Consider the following 19506-nt stretch of genomic DNA (forward strand, 5'->3'; position numbering starts at 1 on the left):
CTGCCACCAGGAAAAACTTTTTGCCGCAAACCCTATTTATTTTCTTCGGGTACAACTAATTTAGCGATGTAGGCCATGAGGCGATCGAGTAGGAAACCAACAATACCCACATAAATCAGGGCGAGGATAATTTCACTGATCATAGAACTATTCCAAGCATCCCAGATAAAGAAGCCAATTCCCACGCCACCGATCAGCATTTCCGCCGCTACAATCGCCAACCAAGATAACCCGATACCGATTCTTAATCCCGTGAAAACGTAGGGAACGGTGGCGGGAAAAAGAATATTGAAAAAGTATTCAACTTTGGATAATTTCAGCACTCTAGAGACGTTTTTATAGTCTTGGGGAACCTGTTGTACTCCCACGGCTGTATTAATAATAATTGGCCAAATTGCTGTAATAAAAATTACAAATATGGCACTAGGTTCGTTATTACGAAAAGCCGCTAGGGAGATGGGTAGCCAAGCTAGGGGGGGAACGGTACGCAGGATTTGGAAAATCGGATCGATCGCATCATAAATTAGGGCGCTACTACCGATTAAAATACCCGCAGCGATGCCAACAATAGCGGCAAGGGTAAAACCGACGGCCACCCGTTGTAAACTCGCAAAAATTTGCCAGAATAACCCCACATCCGTGCCACCATTATTGAAAAAGGGATTAATAATTAATTCCCAAGTCTCATTAACAACTTTAGTGGGACTAGGAAGGGGGGCATCGGGACTAAAACAGAGTATTTGCCAGATGAGCAGGACAATTAATAAAGCAATAGCCGAAGTTGCTAGTTTGGGTAATTTTTTTTGCAGGTCTTTTACCCATTTTGGACTCTTAGAACGACGAGAAATAGAAACAGCCATAATCAGTTATCAGTGATCAGTTATCAGTTATCAGTGGTTGAGTTATCAGTGGTTGAGTTATCAGTGGTTCAGTGATCAGAAAGGATTTCAGTTATCAGTTATTAATTAACAGCAATCAGAAAATCATCTTTAACTGTTGACGGTTTACTGATTACTGCTTACCGAATCACTGATTACTGATTACTGATTACTGATCACTGATTTAAACCTTTTTAATCTTGAGAGATTTCAGGTAAGCGGTGGGATTTTCGGGGTCAAAAGTAACACCATCAAAGAAAGTTTCCACACCGCGGGAGGTAGAGGTGGGAATTTGAGCAGCCGGAACATTGAGGGCTGTGGCGGCTTCTCTCCAGATATCTTCCCGGTTAACTTGATCAACTAAAGCTTTGATGTCTGTATCGGCGGGAATATAGCCCCAACGGATGTCTTCAGTCACAAACCAAGTATCATGACTCTTGTAGGGATAGGAAGCGTTATCAGCCCAGAATTTCATGGCTACGGGGCTATTTTCGATTTTGCGACCATCACCGAAATCGATATTACCCTGCATTCTGCCCAAGATATCGGCGGGGTCAATTTTCAGCCATTCCCGTCCTGCAATAATCTCACACATTTCCTTAACATTAGCGGGATCATTGCACCATTGTTGCGCCTCCAGAACAGCCATGGTTAAAGCTTTGGCCGCTTTGGGATTTTTATCCACCCAATCGGCGCGTAAAGCGAAGGCTTTTTCGGGGTGATCCTTCCACAATTCCCCAGTAATCAGGGCTGAATAACCGAGTTTTTGCTTGACCAATTGGGCGTTCCAAGGTTCCCCCACACAGAAAGCTTGCATAGTGCCGACTTTCATGTTGGCCACCATTTGTGCTGGAGGAACAACAATTAGGGATAGATCTTTATTCGGATCAATGCCGCCGGCGGCTAACCAATAGCGCATCCAGAGATCGTGAGTACCACCGGGGAAAGTGACGGCGGCTTTAACTTCTTTGCCCGCAGATTTAGCTTTAGCGAAGGATTCTTTCAGTACACCGCTATCGAGGGCCACTTTCAGGTCTATGTATTCGTTAGAAATGGAAATCGCTTGACCGTTGGTATTCAAACGCGCCAGAATATACATCGGTACGGGCTGTTTAGTGATTTTGCCCAAGGTCATTAGGTAGGGCATGGGGGATAAAATATGCGCCCCATCGATACCGTTACCCACCGAACCTAATTCGAGGTTATCCCGGGTTGCAGCCCAAGAGGCTTGTTTCATCACTTGCACATCAGGCATCCCGTATTTAGCGAATAAACCTTTTTCTTTGGCGATAATTAAGGGGGCAGCGTCAGTGAGGGCAATAAAACCTAGTTTAGCGGTGGTGACTTCGGGAGTTTCTCCACTGGCAGCGGGGGAAGCGACAGGACTGCCGGCGGGGGAGGGACTGGTCGCGGTATTATTGGGAGTAGTGCAACCGTGGAGAATTGCTGTTCCTACGGCAGTTGCCCCAGCAGTGAAGATAAATCTACGTCTAGAAAGTTTACTCATGGACCAAAAAATCGTGATTAGAAACTAAACAAAGGTGATGAAACGGTGAAAAATTCTCATTATTTCCCCTAACTGACTGCGGTGATAACCGAGAAAATTTCTGGAAAGTAACTGTTGATTGAGTAAGTATGCTGTAACTATTTTTATCTCTCGATCGCTTTGGATTCTCCATCTAGAGAGATTTAGCATTAGTTTTTGTCCAAGAGATTTTTCCTAGAAGCATAACAGTTTTGAGGAGTCGATAGATAGATAGGGTCGGTTTTTGGTCATCTGGGCTGGAAAGATCACTTTATTTTAGGGTTATTACCGAAGTAATTAACTTAAATTTACAGTCTTCAACGGGAAAGATCGTATAGATTGTTACAAAATATTGCTGGTCATGTAATAACAGCATAAAAATTTGTCGGAAACGCATGGTAGGGCGATGGGGATTTTTAGCTATAAGTCAGCGAACAGTCAAAATCATAATATTAACGATTAGATTGAAAACGACATTAGCATCGGTGAAAAGTAAAAAAGTTGCCTATTAAATCAATCATTGTTTATGTTTGCCCTTATTCTCGCTCAATCCGCTCCTGGTCTGACCTTTAACACTTTTAATGCTGTTGTTTATACGGTCTGCTTTTTGGTTCCAGGGTTTTTAATTGACCTAACATTATCAAGATTTTTTTATAAGAAATCCGAGCAAGTTACTCTAATTTTATTAATATTTCTTACTTTAAGTTGTCTCAATTATGTTCCCTGGATATCCGTTTATCTGCTGCCATGGAATCGGAGCATTTTAGAAAATCCTAGTTTTTTAGCCTTTGCTTTTATTATCATTATTTTTATTAGTCCAGTACTTATAGGGTTAACTTTAGGATATGTTAACCAAAAACAGTTATTAGAACGAGGACTATCTAGTTTAGGATTTAAAACGATTACAGGATTTCCTTCTGCTTGGGATTATTCTTTTAGTCGCATTGAAGAGCCTGTATGGGTGTTAATCACTCTCAAAGATGGCAGTCAGATAGCGGGATGGTTCGGAAAAAACTCTTTAGCTTCGTCAGAATTATCAGAGCGAGATATTTATCTGGAACTGGTGTATAAATTAGAAGATGATGCTTGGCAACCAGTCGCCAGAAGCGCAGGAATTTTGATTAATGCAGAGGAAATTCGCTATATTGAATTTTGGCAGGATCAAACAGAGGTAACTTAAATGTCCGAAAAACAAGAACGACGGGTTCATAAAAACGACGGCTATCAAGCTAAAATTGATAAACCCCCCGGTAAACCGCCCCAGGGTGGTTCTAATGTTAAACTGCCACCAAATCAGGACAAGGAGAAAAAATAAAAGTTCTTGGGTGGCTATTCCCCCTTTTACCTGTTCCCTGTTCCCTGTTATAACTGATAACTGATCACTGATAACTGATCACTGATAACTGATCACTGAATATGGCTTATTCTCGCATTAAAAAACTAGCAAATTATCTACGTCCCTATTGGCAAATAGTCACTGGGGGGGTAGTTGCGCTGCTTATTGTTAATCTTTTGGGTGTTTATATACCGCTTTTAATCCGGGATAGCATCGATGATTTGAGTAAATCCTTTGACTTCCAAAAAATCATTTATTATCTGATTTTAATTGTCGCTTTAGCCTCGATTATGTGGTTTATCCGCATGATATCTAGAGTGTTGTTATTCGGGATCGGCCGTCAGGTAGAGTTCGATCTTAAACAAAAAATATTTCAGCATTTATTAACCCTTGAACCTGCCTATTTTTCTCGACAAACTTCAGGAGATTTAATCAACCGTGCCACTAGCGATGTGGATAATATTCGTCGTCTGGTGGGTTTTGCTTTGCTCAGTTTGGCTAATACTTTTTTTGCCTATGGGTTAACTTTACCCGTGATGTTAGCGATTCATATTCCCCTTTCAATCGCCGCTATTTCTGTCTATCCTTTGATGTTAATTGCCGTGCAGTTATTTAGTGGTCGTCTGCAGCGGCAACAGCAAAAAGTACAAGAAAAAATCTCGCATCTAAGCGATTTAATTCAAGAGGATATGAGTGGTATTACTCTGATTAAAATCTATGCCCAAGAAGCTAACGAGCGCCTAGCATTTCAACAAAGAAATCGCGAATTACTACAGGCTAATTTAGATTTAGTCCAGACTCGTAATTTTCTTTTTCCCCTGATTGAAGCTTTAGCCTATGTAAGTTTATTGGCGTTGCTTGCCCTGGGTACTAGACAAATTATAGCGGGTAACATCACCATTGGGGACTTTATTGCTCTGTTAATTTTGGCGGAAAGATTAGTTTTTCCCACTGCTTTATTAGGTTTTACTATTACGGCCTACCAACAGGGAGAAGTGAGTATTGATCGCCTAGAAACTATCCTATTAGCTGAGGCTAAAATTAAAGATAATGCCGATTGTATTCATTTAAAAAATATTCAAGGAAAAATTACCGCAAAGTCCTTGACTTTTTTCTATCCTGATGCTAAGGAAACCGCCTTAAAATCTCTTTCTTTTACCATTAACCCGGGGGAAACGGTAGCGGTCGTCGGTGCGATCAGATCGGGAAAATCTACCCTTGCTAACGCCATTCCCCGTCTCTTGAATATTGCTGAGGGACAGTTATTTATTGATGATCAAGATGTCACTCAAATTGCTCTTGAAGAGCTGCGAAAAGCGATCGCTTATGTTCCCCAAGAAAGTTTTTTATTTAGTACCACCATTGAAGATAATATCCGTTATGGCGATCCGCTGCTGAATTTTTCGGCAGTGGCATCGGCGGCGAAACAAGCGAGAATTCAGGAAGAAATCGAGAATTTTCCGCAAAAATACGGAACTTTAGTGGGAGAACGTGGGATTACTCTTTCTGGGGGTCAACGTCAACGGGCCTCTTTAGCGCGCGCTTTAGCCATCCAAGCACCGATTTTAATCCTTGATGATGCCCTATCTAGCGTCGATAATCAAACGGCCACGGCTATTTTGGAAAATCTCGCCCAAGAACGCCAAAAAACCGTGATTTTTATCTCCCATCAATTATCAGCCGCTGCCACTGCTGATCGCATTTTTGTCATGGACAAGGGAGAAATTGTCCAGATGGGAACCCATGAGGAGTTAATCGCGGTCCCCGGAGTCTATCAAAATCTCTGGCAACAGCAGCAGTTAGAGTCTAAGGTTTTACAGTAGCCGATAAAATAGGGAATCTGCTAGTTATTGCCGGTTAGTCAGGGAATTTAAGCCTGATTTTCTGGCTATTTTGTCGGTTTAATGGCAGTAAAAGCCCAGAATCTCACTCAACACTTTATAAAAATTTCTAGCCAATTTTTGTGTTATCTTGATTTCTCGTGGCACAGGTAATGTGCTAAAAACCTAATAGAAGTTCACTTGAACCGAGAAATTCATGCTTAAAAATCTGACTAAAACCGCTCTTTTGGTCACTGTCACCTTGGTCGGTCTCCCTAGCGTCTTAATTCAGCCGACAATCGCCCAAACGTCTAGTCTAGGGGATGGTATCATCTGTACAGCAACTGGCAAAACCGCCCAAGGAGTCAAACTCTATGTTTATACTTCTGAAATTGATGACGACTCGATCAACAAAAAAGAACCGGTGACACTGACAATGGTTTCTCCGGTTAGCGATGTGGTGGAAGGGCAAATTTTGGTAGTTAACAAAGACGATAACACCGTAACGATTGATAATTTTGCTGCCGCAACTCCTCCGGAAATGCAGCCGGTAGGATTAGCTGTCACTACCTATCAAGGTAGAAATACTTTTAGCGGAAAAAGTCAAGCAGGAACACCGGTTAGTTTTACCCTAGAAAACAATTTTCGCACCATTAAAGTTAAGCATGGTGGTGATTCTTTCACGGGAGTCTGTCACTAAAACTACCCTAAGATAGGTTAACAGTTTTGTTAGTCCTCTTTAACTTGAGCATCCCCAAAGCTGGCTGTTATATTAACCCAGCTTTTTTAATTATAATTAGTTATCTTTTAGCGACAATGAACAAGAATCAACTTTTAACCGAACCTTTTTTACAATTACCCAGCGAAACATCAATACAAGTGGTTTGGTTGACGGAATTTTTTGGCACTCGTCATCAGGTGCGCTACGGGGAAAAACTAGAGAAAATGGCCCCCGCTCACACTAGCAAATTAACTAGAGTTAGAGAAGATGCTCAATCGAGAACCCTTGAAGCTTATCAATCTTTAACCGCTCGAGAAATCTGGCGACATCAGGCCGAACTTATTGATTTAAAGCCTGGTAAAAGGATTCCCTATCAAGTCACCAGTTTTCAGGAAAATATAGCAATTATCAGTGATATTTATACCCTTACCCCAACACCAAAAAAGGGAACTAATCTCAAAATTCTGCTCACTTCCGATCATCAATTAATGCCGATGACTGCCGCTAATTTGCAAAAAGTTAGCGAAACTATTGGACAAGTAGATGCAGTTTTTTTAGCAGGAGATTTAGTTAATATACCCGATCGAGCTTCCGAATGGTTTGATGATAGTCGCGGTGGGGCATTCTTTCCCTGTTTACAAGGTCGTGCTAATTATACTCTTACAAAGAATGGTATTCAGACTATTTATAAAGGGGGAGAAATTATTCAAAATGCACCCTTATTTCCTGCTATTGGTAATCATGAAGTTATGGGCAGATTTTCTAATTCCAGAGGTTTAAATGAACAGTTTGAAGATGCTATCCCTCAATTTATTGCTAAACAACTAGCAGAGGATACAGTAGAAATTAATGAAAAATGGTTAAAAAATAATGCTTTCAACACAGAAACCTACGAAGAAATTTTTTCTTTGCCTCAAAATAAATATTATTCTCTGACCTTTGGTGATGTTCGTTTAGTGGTTTTATATGTTACTAATATCTGGAGAAATCCCAATTTAGAACCCAGTGCAAGGGGAAGATATTATGAAAATCAAATAGATTTAGATAGACCAAATTGTTGGGGTTATGGTCAGCATATTTTTGAGCCAATTTCTCAAGGTAGTCCTCAATATCAATGGCTAGAAAAAGAGTTAAATAGTCGAGAATTTCAAGAGGCTAAATATAAAGTCGTTATGTTTCATCATCCTCCCCATACCCTAGGAGGAAATATCGTTCCACCCTACACCAATCCCGTGCCGACAATTCAACGGGATACTACGGGAAAAGTTACATCGGTACGTTATGATTATCCTCAAGAAAATGATTATATTATTCGTGATCTAATTCCTTTATTAGAATCAGCTAAGGTTAATTTGGTTTTTTATGGTCATTCTCATTTATGGAATCGTTTTCTTGGTCCTAACGGTATGAATTTTCTCGAATCTTCTAACGTTGGTAATAGTTATGGTGCTTATTTAGGTGATAAAAAACGTCCTGTACCTCTCGATAGAAATTATGCAGCCATCGGTAATCCTAATGGATTAGCAGCAATTATCCCGAACATTGCTCCTCTAGTGGATTGGGTTAATCAACCTTTACCCTATATTGCCAGTAATGATGTAACGGTTTTTAGCATTTTAGATACAGAAAAAGGAACCGTGAGCAGTTATCGTTTTGATACTCGTTATCCTGACTCCGAGGTAATTAAATTTGATGAATTTTTCCTTTTTAGCATAGGTGAAGTATAACAAAATTAAAGAGTGCAGGTTAAATAGGGTTGGCTGAATAAATCTAAAAACCTTGTTGGGTAAGACTTTTAGACTTTTTGTCAATCAAAAAGTGCCAGCCATTGGAGGGATCGGGGGGAAAATTCCAGGACTTTTTCCCTGAAGATTAGGTAATTGACCAGATGAAAATGGGTAAAACCCTACACCCTAAACCCCACACCCCACACCCTGCCCCCACGAGAAACTTTTTCAGCAAACCCTAAATAGATTCTCTTGGGGTTAATTCTATGACTACTGTTACTAGCAATGATATTCAAGAATTGAAAGACTTACTCTCGGCAATGCGACAGGAAAACTGCGAGCAGATGATTTCCCTGCGAGAAGAAACCTGCGAGCAAATAAGTTCCCTGCGAGAAGAAACCCGCGACCAAATTGATGCGCTAAAGGAAGATAATCGCCAACAACTAGAAACCCTGAGAGAAGAAAATAACAAGCAATTTATTAACCTACACAAAGAAATTACGGAAGTGAAAATTATCACGGCTAAAATTGAAGGAACAATTCAATCCCAAGCAGTATTAACCCAAAAAATTCCTGATTTAATCGAGAAAGTTGGGGAATTAAAAAACTGGAAACAAATAGCTATTGTCGCTATCACTGCTTTTACCAGTGCCACAATTACTTGGTTTATTCGAGGAGGAAATTTAAAACCTTAAAGTCTGGTATTTTTCTCAATTCCTAATTGGTGCATTTGCAGAATAAGCGGTTTCAGTGTTTCTCCGAAAGCGGTTAAAGAATATTCAACTTTGGGAGGAATTTCTGGATAAACTTTTCGGTGAATCAGTCCATCTAAGTCTAATTCCCTCAGTTGTTGGGTGAGAACTTTTTGACTAATTCCCTCTAATTCTTTTTGCAGTTGTCCAAAACGTTTAACTCCCTCAAATAACGAGATTAAGATTAAGAGTTTCCACCGTACACTAATTGCTTTTAAAATAGCCTCAGCTGGACATGAATCAGAATTATTATTATAAAAGTTTAAGGACATTGTCATTATAAATAATTACCTCATTGCCTACTGATCATTTTTGGCAATATTTTATAGACTAAGCTGTTGTCCATTTAAATTAGGTGTTGTTAAAATTGGGAAAACAAGCAAAAACCCTTACCTGTTACCTGTGGAGAGCTAGAATAAGGAAGATTGAATAATTGGGTATTTTTTATGGTTATTGTTCAAGACGAGTTACAGGAAATTATCTTTCCCAAAAGTGATTTACTGAGTGATGAACCCCCGATGGAAACAGAATTACATCTGCGTCAATTGATGCTTTTGATCCAATCGCTAGAGTTATTATGGAAAGATCGCCAAGATTTTTATGCCTTTGGTAATTTAACCATTTATTACAGTCCCAATCAACGAAAATCAGAATATTTCAGGGGTCCTGATTTTTTTGTGGTTTTGGGAGTGGAAAGGAAACCCCGTAAAAGTTGGGTAGTGTGGGAAGAAGATGGCAAATATCCCCATGTAATCATTGAGATTTTGTCTGATTCAACGGCAGAAACGGATAGAGGCTTAAAAAAAGAGATTTATCAGGAGATTTTCCGCACACCTAACTATTTTTGGTTTGATCCCACCAGTTTAGAGTTTAAAGGGTTTCAGTTAATGGCCGGCCAATACGAAGAAATTGCAGCGAATGAACAGGGATGGTTATGGAGTCAACAGTTAGAATTATTTTTAGGGATTCATGACCGTCAATTACGCTTTTTTACCCCTCAAGGTAAACTTGTTCCCACTCCTGAAGAATTAGCAGAAAAGATGGCTCAGAAATTGCAAGATTTAGGGATAGATTGGCGAGACTTGGCTTAAGTTTGACCTGAAATCTCCCTCAAGCCAGCTGAACTGCAACTTATGAAGTAATCTGCCCAAATGCTACAGTTAGGCGTTTTTACCGCAACAATAAACAAAAATCGAGCTATATTTGCCAATTCTCGACATGATTTGCTATACTCCAACAAGTAACTACATTCTTCCTCAGCCCCCAATGGGGGGCTTTTTCTTGGTAAAAAAGAAGCTGTTGAGGATAAGTCAGCAGACTGTCCCCAACCGAGGCAATCCAAGGCTTATTTTGGCTCTTTTTTGCCTTTAAATCCGACTATTGAGCTTAAACCTACCGCAATTAAGCCTAATACAGTTGAAGGTTCGGGCACCCGTGGTGGATCAACTGTGTGCGTGGAGCCATCTGGTGTTTCGTGGAACGTGGGTTGATCTCCAACGAGGAAAAAGTTGCTTGCATCGGGACCCACAAAGGTATTTGGCTCAGGTGTGTGACTCCAAGGATCGTTTGTTGCCACAAAACCTGGTTTGTGAAAACTAATGGTACATGGAGTGCTAAGAGGAAGACTATTGAAATCACAGCTAACTCCCCGATATTGAGCAATTAAATTGGGAACAAATCTTGCAGTTGATGAATTTGATGTACCTGTGGGTACAATGACTGCTGTAGCATGAAGATCAAAAGTAGAACTCCATATACCGTTGCGTCCCGTAACAGGAATCACATCATGATTGATTGTCATCTCCCCTGTTGATGTTTGAGTAGGATCAAGTCCAGCAAAAACGTCAAAAGATGATCCCCCAATACTTACAGGACTGATACTAACTAAAGATAAATCATCGATGATAATAGGAGTTGTTCCACCTGGAACCGGCACAGGCTGCGTTCGCAACACGATAGTATCAGTCCCGTTAACAAAATCCCCATCTTTATCTAGAATCAGAGGAAGTCCTGACAGGGGGACAAGCAAGCTGAAAAGCTTATGTAGCATAAAATACAGACACAGACTCCAAAAAAAGATAAGTCATATTTACCATATATGACCTAAATAACGAAAATGATAAGTGAACTATACCAGAAAGTGTTAGAAAATGAACTGGGACGAGCCAGATATCTACTGTTGTTAATGATAGTTGGAACCTTGCAAATACTAAAGCAAGCTAAGTTAGAGATATTAGCTGAAGCCTTACCAATACCAATCCTGTTTGAGAGTCGGAGAAAAAAACTAAAAAGATTTTTAAAGCTGGAAATTCTGAATATTGAAAAAATCTGGTTTCCGGTCCTAAAAGAGATGTTAAAACAGCAGCAGAGATTCACAACAAAAGGATTAGCGTATATTGCTATAGACCGGACAAGTTGGGGAGCAATAAATATCTTGATGGTGAGTCTAATTTATGACAAGAGAGCCATGCCAATCTATTGGGAGATATTAGATAAAAAAGGAAGTAGTAATCTCGAAGAACAGCAGCGAGTATTAGAAAAAACATTGACCGTGCTATCAGGTCATAAAATAGTGGTGTTAGGAGATAGAGAATTTTGCTCGGTCAGTCTTGGAAAGTGGCTTCAGAAGCAGAGTTTATACTTTTGCTTAAGACAAAAAAAAAGTACAAATGTCAAGACAAAAGAAGGAATTTATCAAGAAATGAGAGCCTTAGGTTTAAGTCCAGGAACTAAACTATTTTTAAATGATGTTAATCTTACAAAAGAGAAGGGATTTGGCGAGTTTAACTTAGCGGGTAAGTGGAAAAAAACTTATCGGGGTTTTCCAACAAAAGAGCCTTGGTATATTCTGACTAACTTTGGAGATTTAGAGACGGCAATAATGACCTATCAAAAAAGATTTGATATTGAGGAGATGTTCCGAGATTTTAAGTCGGGAGGCTATAGCTTAGAAGGTTCTCAATTAGCACCGAAATACCTATCAAAGCTGATAATTGTTATAGCTATCGCCTATACAAGTGCCACACTACAAGGTAAAAAAATTAAGGATATGGGAATCCAAAAATATGTTACAAGACCTGAAAAAAGATATAAAGGTCAACGCAGACACAGCAGTTTTTATGTGGGTCAACATCTCTATCATTGGCTCCAGCTACATCAAATGTTCCCAAAAAATATAGAAGAGCTAATGCAAATTAGCCGCTATCGGTTGAAGGATTACATCAAAGGACAAAGAGCGATATCGCTTGCCCTATCTACCTTCTAGCTCGCTTGTCCCCCTCTCAGCAAGGATTGTTAAGATGCGCTTGCCGTGACTATCTACACTTCCTATCCCTCCTCTGACAGAAAAGGGATAACAAAACCCATCAGCTATCCTTAGTTGATCTAGCAAAAAGCCTTGAGAATATAATAGAGATAAAAAAGAGGAAAACTGATGATTACTATACGCAAAGCTGAGGAAAGAGGCCACGCTAACTATGGTTGGTTGGATACCTATCATACTTTTTCTTTTGCCCAATATTATGATCCCCAACAGATTAATTTTAGGAGTCTAAGAGTTATTAATGAGGATAAAGTGATTGGGGGAAAAGGATTTCACACCCACGGACACCACGATATGGAGATTTTAACCTATGTTTTGGAGGGAGAACTAGAACACCAAGACAGTCTCGGCACGGGTTCCGTGATTCGACACGGTGAAATTCAACGGATGAGCGCAGGAACAGGAATAAAACACAGTGAATTTAATCATTCTGCCACTAATCCCCTCCATCTTCTGCAAATTTGGATTATTCCCGACCCAAAAAATCTAGAACCCAGTTATGAACAAAAAGCGATCGAATTTTCTCCCCATACCTTACAGTTAATCGCCTCTCCCACTGGTGCTGGTAATGCGGTTAAAGTCCATCAAGACGTTAATCTCTACGCAGGAATTTTGCCACTAGGACAGTCCCTCACCCATTCCTTAGATGGAGGTCGTTATGGCTGGTTACAGGTGGCTAGAGGGCAAATAACCGTGAATGGCGTGCATTTACAAGCAGGGGATGGAGCCGCCATCAGCGACGAAACCGGTTTAACCATTCAATCCCTAGAAAACTCGGAAATTTTGCTTTTTGACCTAGGGTAGCCGACTGATTAACGGGGGAAAGGCGGACGCATTTGCTCACACGGGTACAGGGTTATTTGCCCGGACAACGGGCTAACCTTCTCCAATATCAGGTCAATCAGAACCTAGCCGACGGGGACGATTTCATTAACTATTGTTGTAGTGGCGATCGCATAGTTGAATTTTGAGTTTCTAAAAGAGCGACTAAAGTTTCTAAGGTTTCATCGGGATTTGTTCCCTTGGATAGAGTAATTAAAATACCGTCTCTTTCAGGAGTTCCTTTGACGCACTCCCCGTTGACTTGATCGGTAAAGCAAATAACGGGATTGCCATCAATTTTCCCCGTAGTTAAATAATTGAATTTACTATCTTTGCTGTAGGCCGCTAATCGCTTACTTACCAATTCACAGCGTTTTTGTGGATCATAACCAATCTCTTTAAATTCTTCAGACTCCCAAAGAATGACGGGAAGTTTCTTCTGTTGGTTGAGTTCAATTACTGTTGTGGGTTGATTGTTTTCTTGAATACAGAGAAAGTTAGCTTTCTGCAAATTTTTGGGAAGTTGTTGAGCGGGCGTTGGTTCGGTTATTGGTGTCTTGATCGGGGTTGGTTCTAGGGTAACTACCGATTTGGGAGTCGGTTCTGCTATCCGGGCAGGTGTGGAAGTTGGCCGTCTGGGAATAGTGCTGGAAGCAACGAGGGTAACAATTGGTTTTGACTGGGGTTTGACAACAGTTTTTTGAACGATAGTTGTCGAAACGACGGGTTTAATTCGAGGTTCTTTCACACTAGACCGACCAGTCTCTCTTGCGATTTGTCTACGACTAGAACGAGTACCGGTCGTTGTTGTAGTTTTTCTAATAATAGTTTGTTGAGCAACAGGAGATTTGACGGGTTTTTGACCACCACCAGCAGACGTGGTATTTTTGGCGATGACCACTCCAGTAGTATCTTCATTATTTTTAGCGATCACAACTCCAGTATCTTCTGATTTATTGCCCTCGATCACGCTCCCACTAGCCTCTGACCGATTTTTCTCGATCACGATTCCATTAAATTCTGATTTATTTCCCTCGATAACATTTTCTGGTTGAGCAAATCCAGTCTGAAAATAGATTAACTCTTGTAATACGGTAAAACCTGCCGCTAATAAAAAACAAGATTTATTCATGATTACTTATTCCTCACTTCAAGTATTTAATTAATATCCGAAAATTTTTATCACTGAATCCCCTATATTTTTCATACAAGATACACAAACAGTATCAACCTAAGCAAATAAAAATTAGATTTTTTTTGATTTATTTGCTTAAATGCCAAACTCAAGACAGATAAAAGTAGCTAAAGCAGTTTAGATACCCTTGAACCCTTAAAGTTTAGTAATATAGTGTTTCTCATTTTTTAGGCTACTGACTATTGTACTCAGACTCGTCTAGGGAAAATTTTGTGCCTCGTAATCAAGAAAATTGCTATATCAAGGTTCTCATCTAGCCTACTGCCCCCTGGTATTCATTCACAAAGCGATGATGAACGTTGCCTTAACCATGATTATATCGCTTGCAACCAGGGGTTGAACCGTTTTACAGTCCACAGATATAAATCATTTGGAATCGATGCTCCCTACCATCTTCCCACTCTAACATCGCGGGTAAATGTCCTCGAGGTGGAGTTGGCGATTTGGTAAAAATTGGTTCTAAGCCAGCAATATATTTAGTTTTACCTTCCAGTTGTTCGTAACGCCATTCCACTTTTACTATATCTTGTCCAGGCAGTCTCCATTGGATTGTTTCATAAAACTTACTGGCATTTTTTCCCACTTCTTCAAAAATGTCTTTCTGAACTTTGAAACCCAGTTGTCCACCACTTTTGCTACTCCAGAGGGCATCGATATCGACAACTTTTTTGCAGAAGGCATCTTTATCTGAACTGAGTTTTTGTCGCCACTCTTCTAAAACAAAGCGCCCTTGCTGCTTGGATTGTGGTCCGACTATTGCTAATAATAATTGAAAGGTGGCCGCATCAGCCTTTCTCCAATCTTGACGGATCAGAGCATCTTCTAATTCCTTATAAAGTTTCGTTTCTTCAGATGCTGGGGTTCCCACGGAAGGAGTAACAGTCGGTGTAGTCATCCCTGGGGTTGGAGTAATGGTCGGTGTAGTCATCCCTGGGGTTGGAGTAACGGTCGGTGTGGTTGTCGTTCCCGTTGGAGGCGGCTCGGCGGCCAACCTTGCTGGAGGTAGAATAATATCTTGAACGAAAAACCCCAAGTTGCTGACCAGTAACCCCATGAGGACAAATTGATAGTTATGTTTCATTATTATGAACTCCTATTTAATCGGCTATTAAGTTCTCTCAGAGAATAAATATTTATTCTCCAAAATTCAAAAATGTTTAGTTGTCTTAACTAACTTAGTATCCCTGATAAGGATTCTAGAATAAATAAAACAAAACTGTCAAGTATTTATGGTTGTTTTTGTGTAAAAAATTATTAACTGATTAGACTAAATTTACTCAGAATCGCAGTTTAGTAATTATCTCCTATAGCTTTAAGCTGTCGGCCGTCAGCATCCCGCACATCAGCCTGTTATTGCTATTCTCGGCTTGTTGCCATTGGCAATATCCTAACCTGAATTGCTAGGGATACAAACAATAGGAAACACAGCCCATAATTCTACATTCCTAAGCAATAGAAACGTTATTTTCTTAATTTTTCTTTTATAATTGTAATTGGGAAAATACGAGAATTTGCTCAAAGTCTCTAGGCTAACTGACAAACAAAGACTATCAAGATTACTCCGAACAGGTAGAGTCTGTCTTTGTTAAATAAATTCATGAATTAAGCTGTACTGAATTTAAACTGCGTATGGGAAACTTTAGTACAAATGCTCAAGCCCAATCTCCCTGCTCCCTGCTCCCTTCTCACAGACAGTCTTAACGAGTAATTTAGATAGTCAACAGCTTACCTTACAGCCATGGTCTTAAGCATCAGCCAAAAACCAGCGAAAACATGGCTAAAGTTGACATCGAGCGCGTACATCAAATCGATGATCCTTGCCGTCGTTCCATTCTAGAATAGCGGGTAAATGGCCTCGAGGCGGATCGGTAAACAGTGGCTCTTTCCCTCGCAGATATGCAACCCTTTTAGTCTGCTTATCGTATTTCCATTCTACTGTAACCTCCCCCTGTGGGTTTCTCCATCGGATAGTCTTATAGAAGAGGTTCCCATCTTTTTTGACCCGAGCGAAAAAAATATTATACTGAACCCTGAAGCCGAGGTTGCCGTCACTGGCTCGATGCCAAAGAGCGTCAATTTTTTTAAAATCATCACAGTCAAATTCTTGCCATTCTTCTAGGTTAAATCGTCCTTGCCGCTCCGATTCTGGTCCGGCGATTCTGAGCATGAGTTTATAGGTTAGTTCGTCAGCTTTTTTCCAATCTTTTTGTTCTAGAGATTTTTCCAGTTGCTGATAATAAAATTCTGGCGATTTTGCATAAAGAAACCAACTTCCAGCCATAGCGATCGCTCCTAGGGTCAAGAGTGCTCCCACTCCGATGGTCAGAAACCGCCGGGGGGGACGCGGTATAGGAACTGGGGGTCTTGCTACCTTGTTAGTAGCTCGCTCGGTCGTGGTAGCTGGAGCAGTGGGGACTAATTCATCGAGAGCCTGCATTGCTTCTGTTGCCGTTTTATAGCGATCTTTAAAGTGGTAACGCACCATCTTGGTGAGAATAGCCTCTAACCCCGCACCGATCCTAACCCTTTGTTGCCAGCTAATTTCCCCCGTTTCGGGATCGTCAGGCAAATTTTTGGGATCGATTCCAGTTAAAGCTTGAATTGCGATCGCACCTAACGCGTAAATATCGCTACTCGGGCGCGGTTTGCCGCGAGCTTGTTCCGTTGACATATATCCCGATGTCCCCGGGGAACCGTTGGAATTGAATGACTCAACATTATCCTCGGCAACCCCTGGAAACTTTTTAACCGCACCAAAATCCACTAAAACTAAATGATTGTCCTGCTGTCGCCGAATGAGGTTATCAGGTTTGATATCGAGGTGAATGACTTCTTGACCGTGGATAAATTGCAGGATCGTCAAAACTTCTCGCAATAGAGCGATTACCTCGGTTTCAGTCCAAAAATGATGGGGCGGAAGTTCCTCGGTCAAAGGATGACCAGTTACATATTCTCGAATTAGATAAAAAGCTCCATCTTCCTCAAAATAATCAATAAGTCCGGGTATTTGGTCATGTTCTCCTATTTTTTTGAGCGTATCTGCTTCTTGAGCGAAAAGACGCTGTGCTGTTGGCCCATCGATCGCGCTGTCTGTCGGTTTGAGCAAGCGTTTGACCAAATAACGCCCGCATTCGGGTCGCTCGATATTTTCGGCGATGTAGGTTTGGCGAAAGGGGCTTTCCTTAAGGGTTGTTATCAGTCGATAGGAGCGGTGTATTAAAGGAATTAAAGGGATGGATGCCTGAACTTCTAAGTTAACTTTTGTTTCCCTTAAACCAGACTGTTCGCTACTAACTTTCGTTTCCCTTAAACCAGACTGTGAAGCCAGAGGTTCAGCACTGACTCTCGTTTCCCTTAAACCAGACTGTTCAGCACTAACTCTCGTTTCCCTTAAACCAGACTGTTCACTACTAACTCTCGTTTCCCTTAAACCAGACTGTTCACTACTAACTTTCGTTTCCCTTAAACCAGACTTTTCACTACTAACTCTCGTTTCTCGAATAATCGGAGTCGAAACTGTTGATGGATTCGTTTCTTCAGAAATAGGTGCCTGGGAGGGACTGGTCAGCGCTGCGAGTGCCTGGATGATTTCCGTAGCACTTTGATAACGGTCTTTAAAATGATAACTAACCATTTTGTTGAGAATGGCCGCTAATCCGTCACTAACATTAGCGTAATCACGCCATAGCAGCTCTCCAGTTTTGTCATCATCGAGTACCTGTAATTTTAACGGATCCATCCCAGTAGCGGCTTGGATAGCGATTATACCCAGAGCGTAGATATCGCTGTTGAAACGGGGTTTGCCTCGCACCTGCTCCGTGGGCATATAGCCTTCTGTTCCAATAGAAATTGTCAGGGGAGAGTGGGAGGTTTGCAAAGATGTACCTGGATTGCGAATTTTCTTAACTGCTCCAAAATCGATCAGTACCAAGCGATCATCTCGATCTCGTCGGATCAGGTTGTTGGGTTTGATATCTCGATGAATGACCTTGTAGCTATGAACAAATTCTAAAATCGGCAACACATCTTGCAGGAAAGCGATAATTTTGCTTTCCGTCCAACGCACACCGGGAGGAAGTTCTTTATCGAGGGTATGACCTTCGATAAACTCTTGCACCAAGTAAAATTCTTGGTTTTCCTCAAAATAAGCTAATAATCTAGGTATTTGATCGTGTTCTCCTAAGACCTCCAAATTTTCCGCTTCTTCCTTAAACAATCGTCGAGCGGTGGGTAAAAAATCCGGATCGTTGCTGGCTGGTTTTAGGTATTTGACAGCACATTGAGGATGACCGGGACGATGCAGGTCTTCTACAATGTAGGTTTTGGCTAATCCCCCTTCTCCTAAAGCACGGAGAACCTTATAGTGTCCAGCCAGGAGTTGATTTAACTCTAACATCGCTCAATTCGTTTAACCCGTTGCTCTAATGATGGCACAGATTCCGGCTCGTAATGTATTTTTGACAACCAGCCTTCAGATAAGAGATCAAGAGATGATCGTTATTAGACCTCCTGCAAAAGTCTTATTCAGCTACTTGATGATAGCCTAAAGCAAGTTCGTAGTTGTAAATGCCAGCGATTAAATTAAATCTCAGACCAAAACGTCGTCTCCGATTCCTATATCTTGATGATAAAATTCTAAATCTCTTCAGACTTCTGTGAATAGGTTCGATAACAATTCTTTCTCTTGATAACTGGCGATTAAATTCTTTTTCTTCTAAACTTAATTCTTGATTTTTCTTTTTTTTGTTAGGAATTCTACTATTTTTGTGCAGCTTTTGAATTCCTTGATCGCCCTTATCTGCTAAACATTCAATACTTTTATCGATCCCAATTTGACTATTTTTCCAAAGATTAAAGTCATGTATTCTTCCCTTTCCATGAGCGGTACAGATTATCATTCCTGTTTTTTGTGCCGCAAGAACTTGCGATTTTATTGTATGATAGCCTTGTTTCCCGCTATAGTAATCTTTCTGCTTTTTTTGAGGTCTTTCTATCTCAGGCTCTGCTACATCTACTACCACTACCTCTAGGTCACTATTCGCCTGGTGAACTGTCTTTTTCCCAGGCAGATTAAACAATCCAGATTTTATCAGAATATTTTCTACCTTTCTAGTGATTCTTAGGGCTGTTGTCTCATTAATCTCCCAATTAATTGCGAGATGGAAATAAGTACTATATTCCCGTAAATACTCTAAGGTCATCAAGATTTGGTCTTCTAGACTTAATTTACTTGGTCTTCCCGATTTTTTTTGCAGAACTTTTTCGGCAGCCAAAACCTTCACCATATCCTTAAATGTTTCAGGATATACTCCACAAAAGCGTTTAAACTCTTCTGGATTCAAATTTTTTACTTTTTCGTAAGTCATGGTTTTTCTGAGTGTTTTACTTTATTATACATAATCAGTTCC

18 protein-coding genes are annotated in these 19506 nt (G+C 40.6%); 9 read left to right on the forward strand and 9 right to left on the reverse strand.

The window, feature by feature from the left end; translation table 11 throughout:
- Positions 1 to 32 precede the first annotated feature (32 nt).
- The 3 genes from ntrB to GQR42_RS19170 all read right to left on the reverse strand — a co-directional run bounded on the left by ntrB (position 33) and on the right by GQR42_RS19170 (position 2574).
- The gene (gene ntrB, locus GQR42_RS19160) at positions 33 to 860 is read right to left on the reverse strand and encodes a nitrate ABC transporter permease (protein ID WP_158201181.1); all 828 of its coding nucleotides are present in this window, start codon (positions 858 to 860) and stop codon (positions 33 to 35) included.
- A 202-nt stretch (positions 861 to 1062) separates the two neighbouring features.
- Positions 1063 to 2385: a CmpA/NrtA family ABC transporter substrate-binding protein gene (locus tag GQR42_RS19165; protein ID WP_158201182.1), complete on the reverse strand. Its 1323-nt coding sequence runs from the start codon at positions 2383 to 2385 to the stop codon at positions 1063 to 1065.
- 24 nt (positions 2386 to 2409) lie between these two features.
- Positions 2410 to 2574 carry a hypothetical protein gene (locus tag GQR42_RS19170; RefSeq protein WP_158201183.1) on the reverse strand — a complete coding sequence of 55 codons (165 nt, stop codon included), beginning with the start codon at positions 2572 to 2574 and terminating at the stop codon, positions 2410 to 2412.
- Positions 2575 to 2929: 355 nt separating this feature from the next.
- On the opposite strand from GQR42_RS19170, the gene GQR42_RS19175 reads away from it, so the two are divergent.
- The 6 genes from GQR42_RS19175 (at position 2930) to GQR42_RS19195 (ending at position 8702) form a co-directional block, all read left to right on the forward strand.
- Positions 2930 to 3583, forward strand: coding sequence for a DUF6338 family protein (locus GQR42_RS19175; RefSeq protein ID WP_158201184.1), 654 nt, complete (start codon positions 2930 to 2932; stop codon positions 3581 to 3583).
- Positions 3584 to 3718, forward strand: a complete 135-nt coding sequence (locus tag GQR42_RS29610) for a hypothetical protein (RefSeq protein WP_257792592.1) — start codon at positions 3584 to 3586, stop codon at positions 3716 to 3718.
- A gap of 101 nt (positions 3719 to 3819) precedes the next feature.
- Positions 3820 to 5562 carry an ABC transporter ATP-binding protein gene (locus GQR42_RS19180; protein WP_158201185.1) on the forward strand — a complete coding sequence of 581 codons (1743 nt, stop codon included), beginning with the start codon at positions 3820 to 3822 and terminating at the stop codon, positions 5560 to 5562.
- A gap of 214 nt (positions 5563 to 5776) precedes the next feature.
- Positions 5777 to 6259: a hypothetical protein gene (locus GQR42_RS19185; protein WP_158201186.1), complete on the forward strand. Its 483-nt coding sequence runs from the start codon at positions 5777 to 5779 to the stop codon at positions 6257 to 6259.
- A 116-nt stretch (positions 6260 to 6375) separates the two neighbouring features.
- Positions 6376 to 8007 carry a metallophosphoesterase family protein gene (locus GQR42_RS19190; protein WP_158201187.1) on the forward strand — a complete coding sequence of 544 codons (1632 nt, stop codon included), beginning with the start codon at positions 6376 to 6378 and terminating at the stop codon, positions 8005 to 8007.
- Positions 8008 to 8273: 266 nt separating this feature from the next.
- On the forward strand, positions 8274 to 8702 hold the full coding sequence (locus GQR42_RS19195; protein WP_233271078.1) for a hypothetical protein: 429 nt from the start codon (positions 8274 to 8276) through the stop codon (positions 8700 to 8702).
- Here the strand turns inward: GQR42_RS19195 and GQR42_RS19200 are convergent.
- Positions 8699 to 9031, reverse strand: a complete 333-nt coding sequence (locus GQR42_RS19200) for a winged helix-turn-helix transcriptional regulator (RefSeq protein ID WP_158201188.1) — start codon at positions 9029 to 9031, stop codon at positions 8699 to 8701. The genes GQR42_RS19195 and GQR42_RS19200 overlap by 4 nt on opposite strands.
- A gap of 174 nt (positions 9032 to 9205) precedes the next feature.
- Here GQR42_RS19200 and GQR42_RS19205 point away from each other — a divergent pair, with 174 nt between their 5' ends.
- On the forward strand, positions 9206 to 9850 hold the full coding sequence (locus tag GQR42_RS19205; RefSeq protein ID WP_158201189.1) for a Uma2 family endonuclease: 645 nt from the start codon (positions 9206 to 9208) through the stop codon (positions 9848 to 9850).
- 254 nt (positions 9851 to 10104) lie between these two features.
- On the opposite strand, the gene GQR42_RS19210 is transcribed toward GQR42_RS19205, so the two are convergent.
- Complete coding sequence (locus GQR42_RS19210; RefSeq protein WP_158201190.1) at positions 10105 to 10809, reverse strand: PEP-CTERM sorting domain-containing protein; 705 nt, start codon at positions 10807 to 10809, stop codon at positions 10105 to 10107.
- A gap of 90 nt (positions 10810 to 10899) precedes the next feature.
- Here GQR42_RS19210 and GQR42_RS19215 point away from each other — a divergent pair, with 90 nt between their 5' ends.
- Complete coding sequence (locus tag GQR42_RS19215; RefSeq protein WP_233271079.1) at positions 10900 to 12024, forward strand: IS4 family transposase; 1125 nt, start codon at positions 10900 to 10902, stop codon at positions 12022 to 12024.
- A 168-nt stretch (positions 12025 to 12192) separates the two neighbouring features.
- Complete coding sequence (locus GQR42_RS19220) at positions 12193 to 12885, forward strand: pirin family protein (RefSeq protein ID WP_125732025.1); 693 nt, start codon at positions 12193 to 12195, stop codon at positions 12883 to 12885.
- A gap of 130 nt (positions 12886 to 13015) precedes the next feature.
- Here GQR42_RS19220 and GQR42_RS19225 read toward each other — a convergent pair whose 3' ends face one another.
- The 4 genes from GQR42_RS19225 to GQR42_RS19240 form a co-directional block, all read right to left on the reverse strand.
- A complete protein-coding gene (locus tag GQR42_RS19225) occupies positions 13016 to 14035 on the reverse strand; it encodes a COP23 domain-containing protein (protein WP_125732027.1) in 1020 nt (339 codons plus the stop codon).
- Positions 14036 to 14444: 409 nt separating this feature from the next.
- The gene (locus GQR42_RS19230) at positions 14445 to 15179 is read right to left on the reverse strand and encodes a GUN4 domain-containing protein (protein WP_125732029.1); all 735 of its coding nucleotides are present in this window, start codon (positions 15177 to 15179) and stop codon (positions 14445 to 14447) included.
- 696 nt (positions 15180 to 15875) lie between these two features.
- Positions 15876 to 18494 (reverse strand): protein kinase domain-containing protein, encoded by a 2619-nt coding sequence (locus GQR42_RS19235; RefSeq protein ID WP_125732031.1) that lies wholly within the window; start codon positions 18492 to 18494, stop codon positions 15876 to 15878.
- Positions 18495 to 18618: 124 nt separating this feature from the next.
- Positions 18619 to 19464 (reverse strand): IS5 family transposase, encoded by an 846-nt coding sequence (locus GQR42_RS19240; protein WP_158201192.1) that lies wholly within the window; start codon positions 19462 to 19464, stop codon positions 18619 to 18621.
- Positions 19465 to 19506: the final 42 nt, after the last annotated feature.

This window comes from Microcystis aeruginosa FD4, assembly GCF_009792235.1.
GTDB lineage: Bacteria > Cyanobacteriota > Cyanobacteriia > Cyanobacteriales > Microcystaceae > Microcystis > Microcystis viridis.

Bases quoted from the DNA above. Each gene is read 5' to 3' on its own strand.
- ntrB (WP_158201181.1), bottom strand. From the start codon at position 860: ATGGCTGTTTCTATTTCTCGTCGTTCTAAGAGTCCAAAATGGGTAAAA.
- GQR42_RS19165 (WP_158201182.1), bottom strand. From the start codon at position 2,385: ATGAGTAAACTTTCTAGACGTAGATTTATCTTCACTGCTGGGGCAACT.
- GQR42_RS19170 (WP_158201183.1), bottom strand. From the start codon at position 2,574: ATGCTAAATCTCTCTAGATGGAGAATCCAAAGCGATCGAGAGATAAAA.
- GQR42_RS19175 (WP_158201184.1), top strand. From the start codon at position 2,930: ATGTTTGCCCTTATTCTCGCTCAATCCGCTCCTGGTCTGACCTTTAAC.
- GQR42_RS29610 (WP_257792592.1), top strand. From the start codon at position 3,584: ATGTCCGAAAAACAAGAACGACGGGTTCATAAAAACGACGGCTATCAA.
- GQR42_RS19180 (WP_158201185.1), top strand. From the start codon at position 3,820: ATGGCTTATTCTCGCATTAAAAAACTAGCAAATTATCTACGTCCCTAT.
- GQR42_RS19185 (WP_158201186.1), top strand. From the start codon at position 5,777: ATGCTTAAAAATCTGACTAAAACCGCTCTTTTGGTCACTGTCACCTTG.
- GQR42_RS19190 (WP_158201187.1), top strand. From the start codon at position 6,376: ATGAACAAGAATCAACTTTTAACCGAACCTTTTTTACAATTACCCAGC.
- GQR42_RS19195 (WP_233271078.1), top strand. From the start codon at position 8,274: ATGACTACTGTTACTAGCAATGATATTCAAGAATTGAAAGACTTACTC.
- GQR42_RS19200 (WP_158201188.1), bottom strand. From the start codon at position 9,031: ATGTCCTTAAACTTTTATAATAATAATTCTGATTCATGTCCAGCTGAG.
- GQR42_RS19205 (WP_158201189.1), top strand. From the start codon at position 9,206: ATGGTTATTGTTCAAGACGAGTTACAGGAAATTATCTTTCCCAAAAGT.
- GQR42_RS19210 (WP_158201190.1), bottom strand. From the start codon at position 10,809: ATGCTACATAAGCTTTTCAGCTTGCTTGTCCCCCTGTCAGGACTTCCT.
- GQR42_RS19220 (WP_125732025.1), top strand. From the start codon at position 12,193: ATGATTACTATACGCAAAGCTGAGGAAAGAGGCCACGCTAACTATGGT.
- GQR42_RS19225 (WP_125732027.1), bottom strand. From the start codon at position 14,035: ATGAATAAATCTTGTTTTTTATTAGCGGCAGGTTTTACCGTATTACAA.
- GQR42_RS19230 (WP_125732029.1), bottom strand. From the start codon at position 15,179: ATGAAACATAACTATCAATTTGTCCTCATGGGGTTACTGGTCAGCAAC.
- GQR42_RS19235 (WP_125732031.1), bottom strand. From the start codon at position 18,494: ATGTTAGAGTTAAATCAACTCCTGGCTGGACACTATAAGGTTCTCCGT.
- GQR42_RS19240 (WP_158201192.1), bottom strand. From the start codon at position 19,464: ATGACTTACGAAAAAGTAAAAAATTTGAATCCAGAAGAGTTTAAACGC.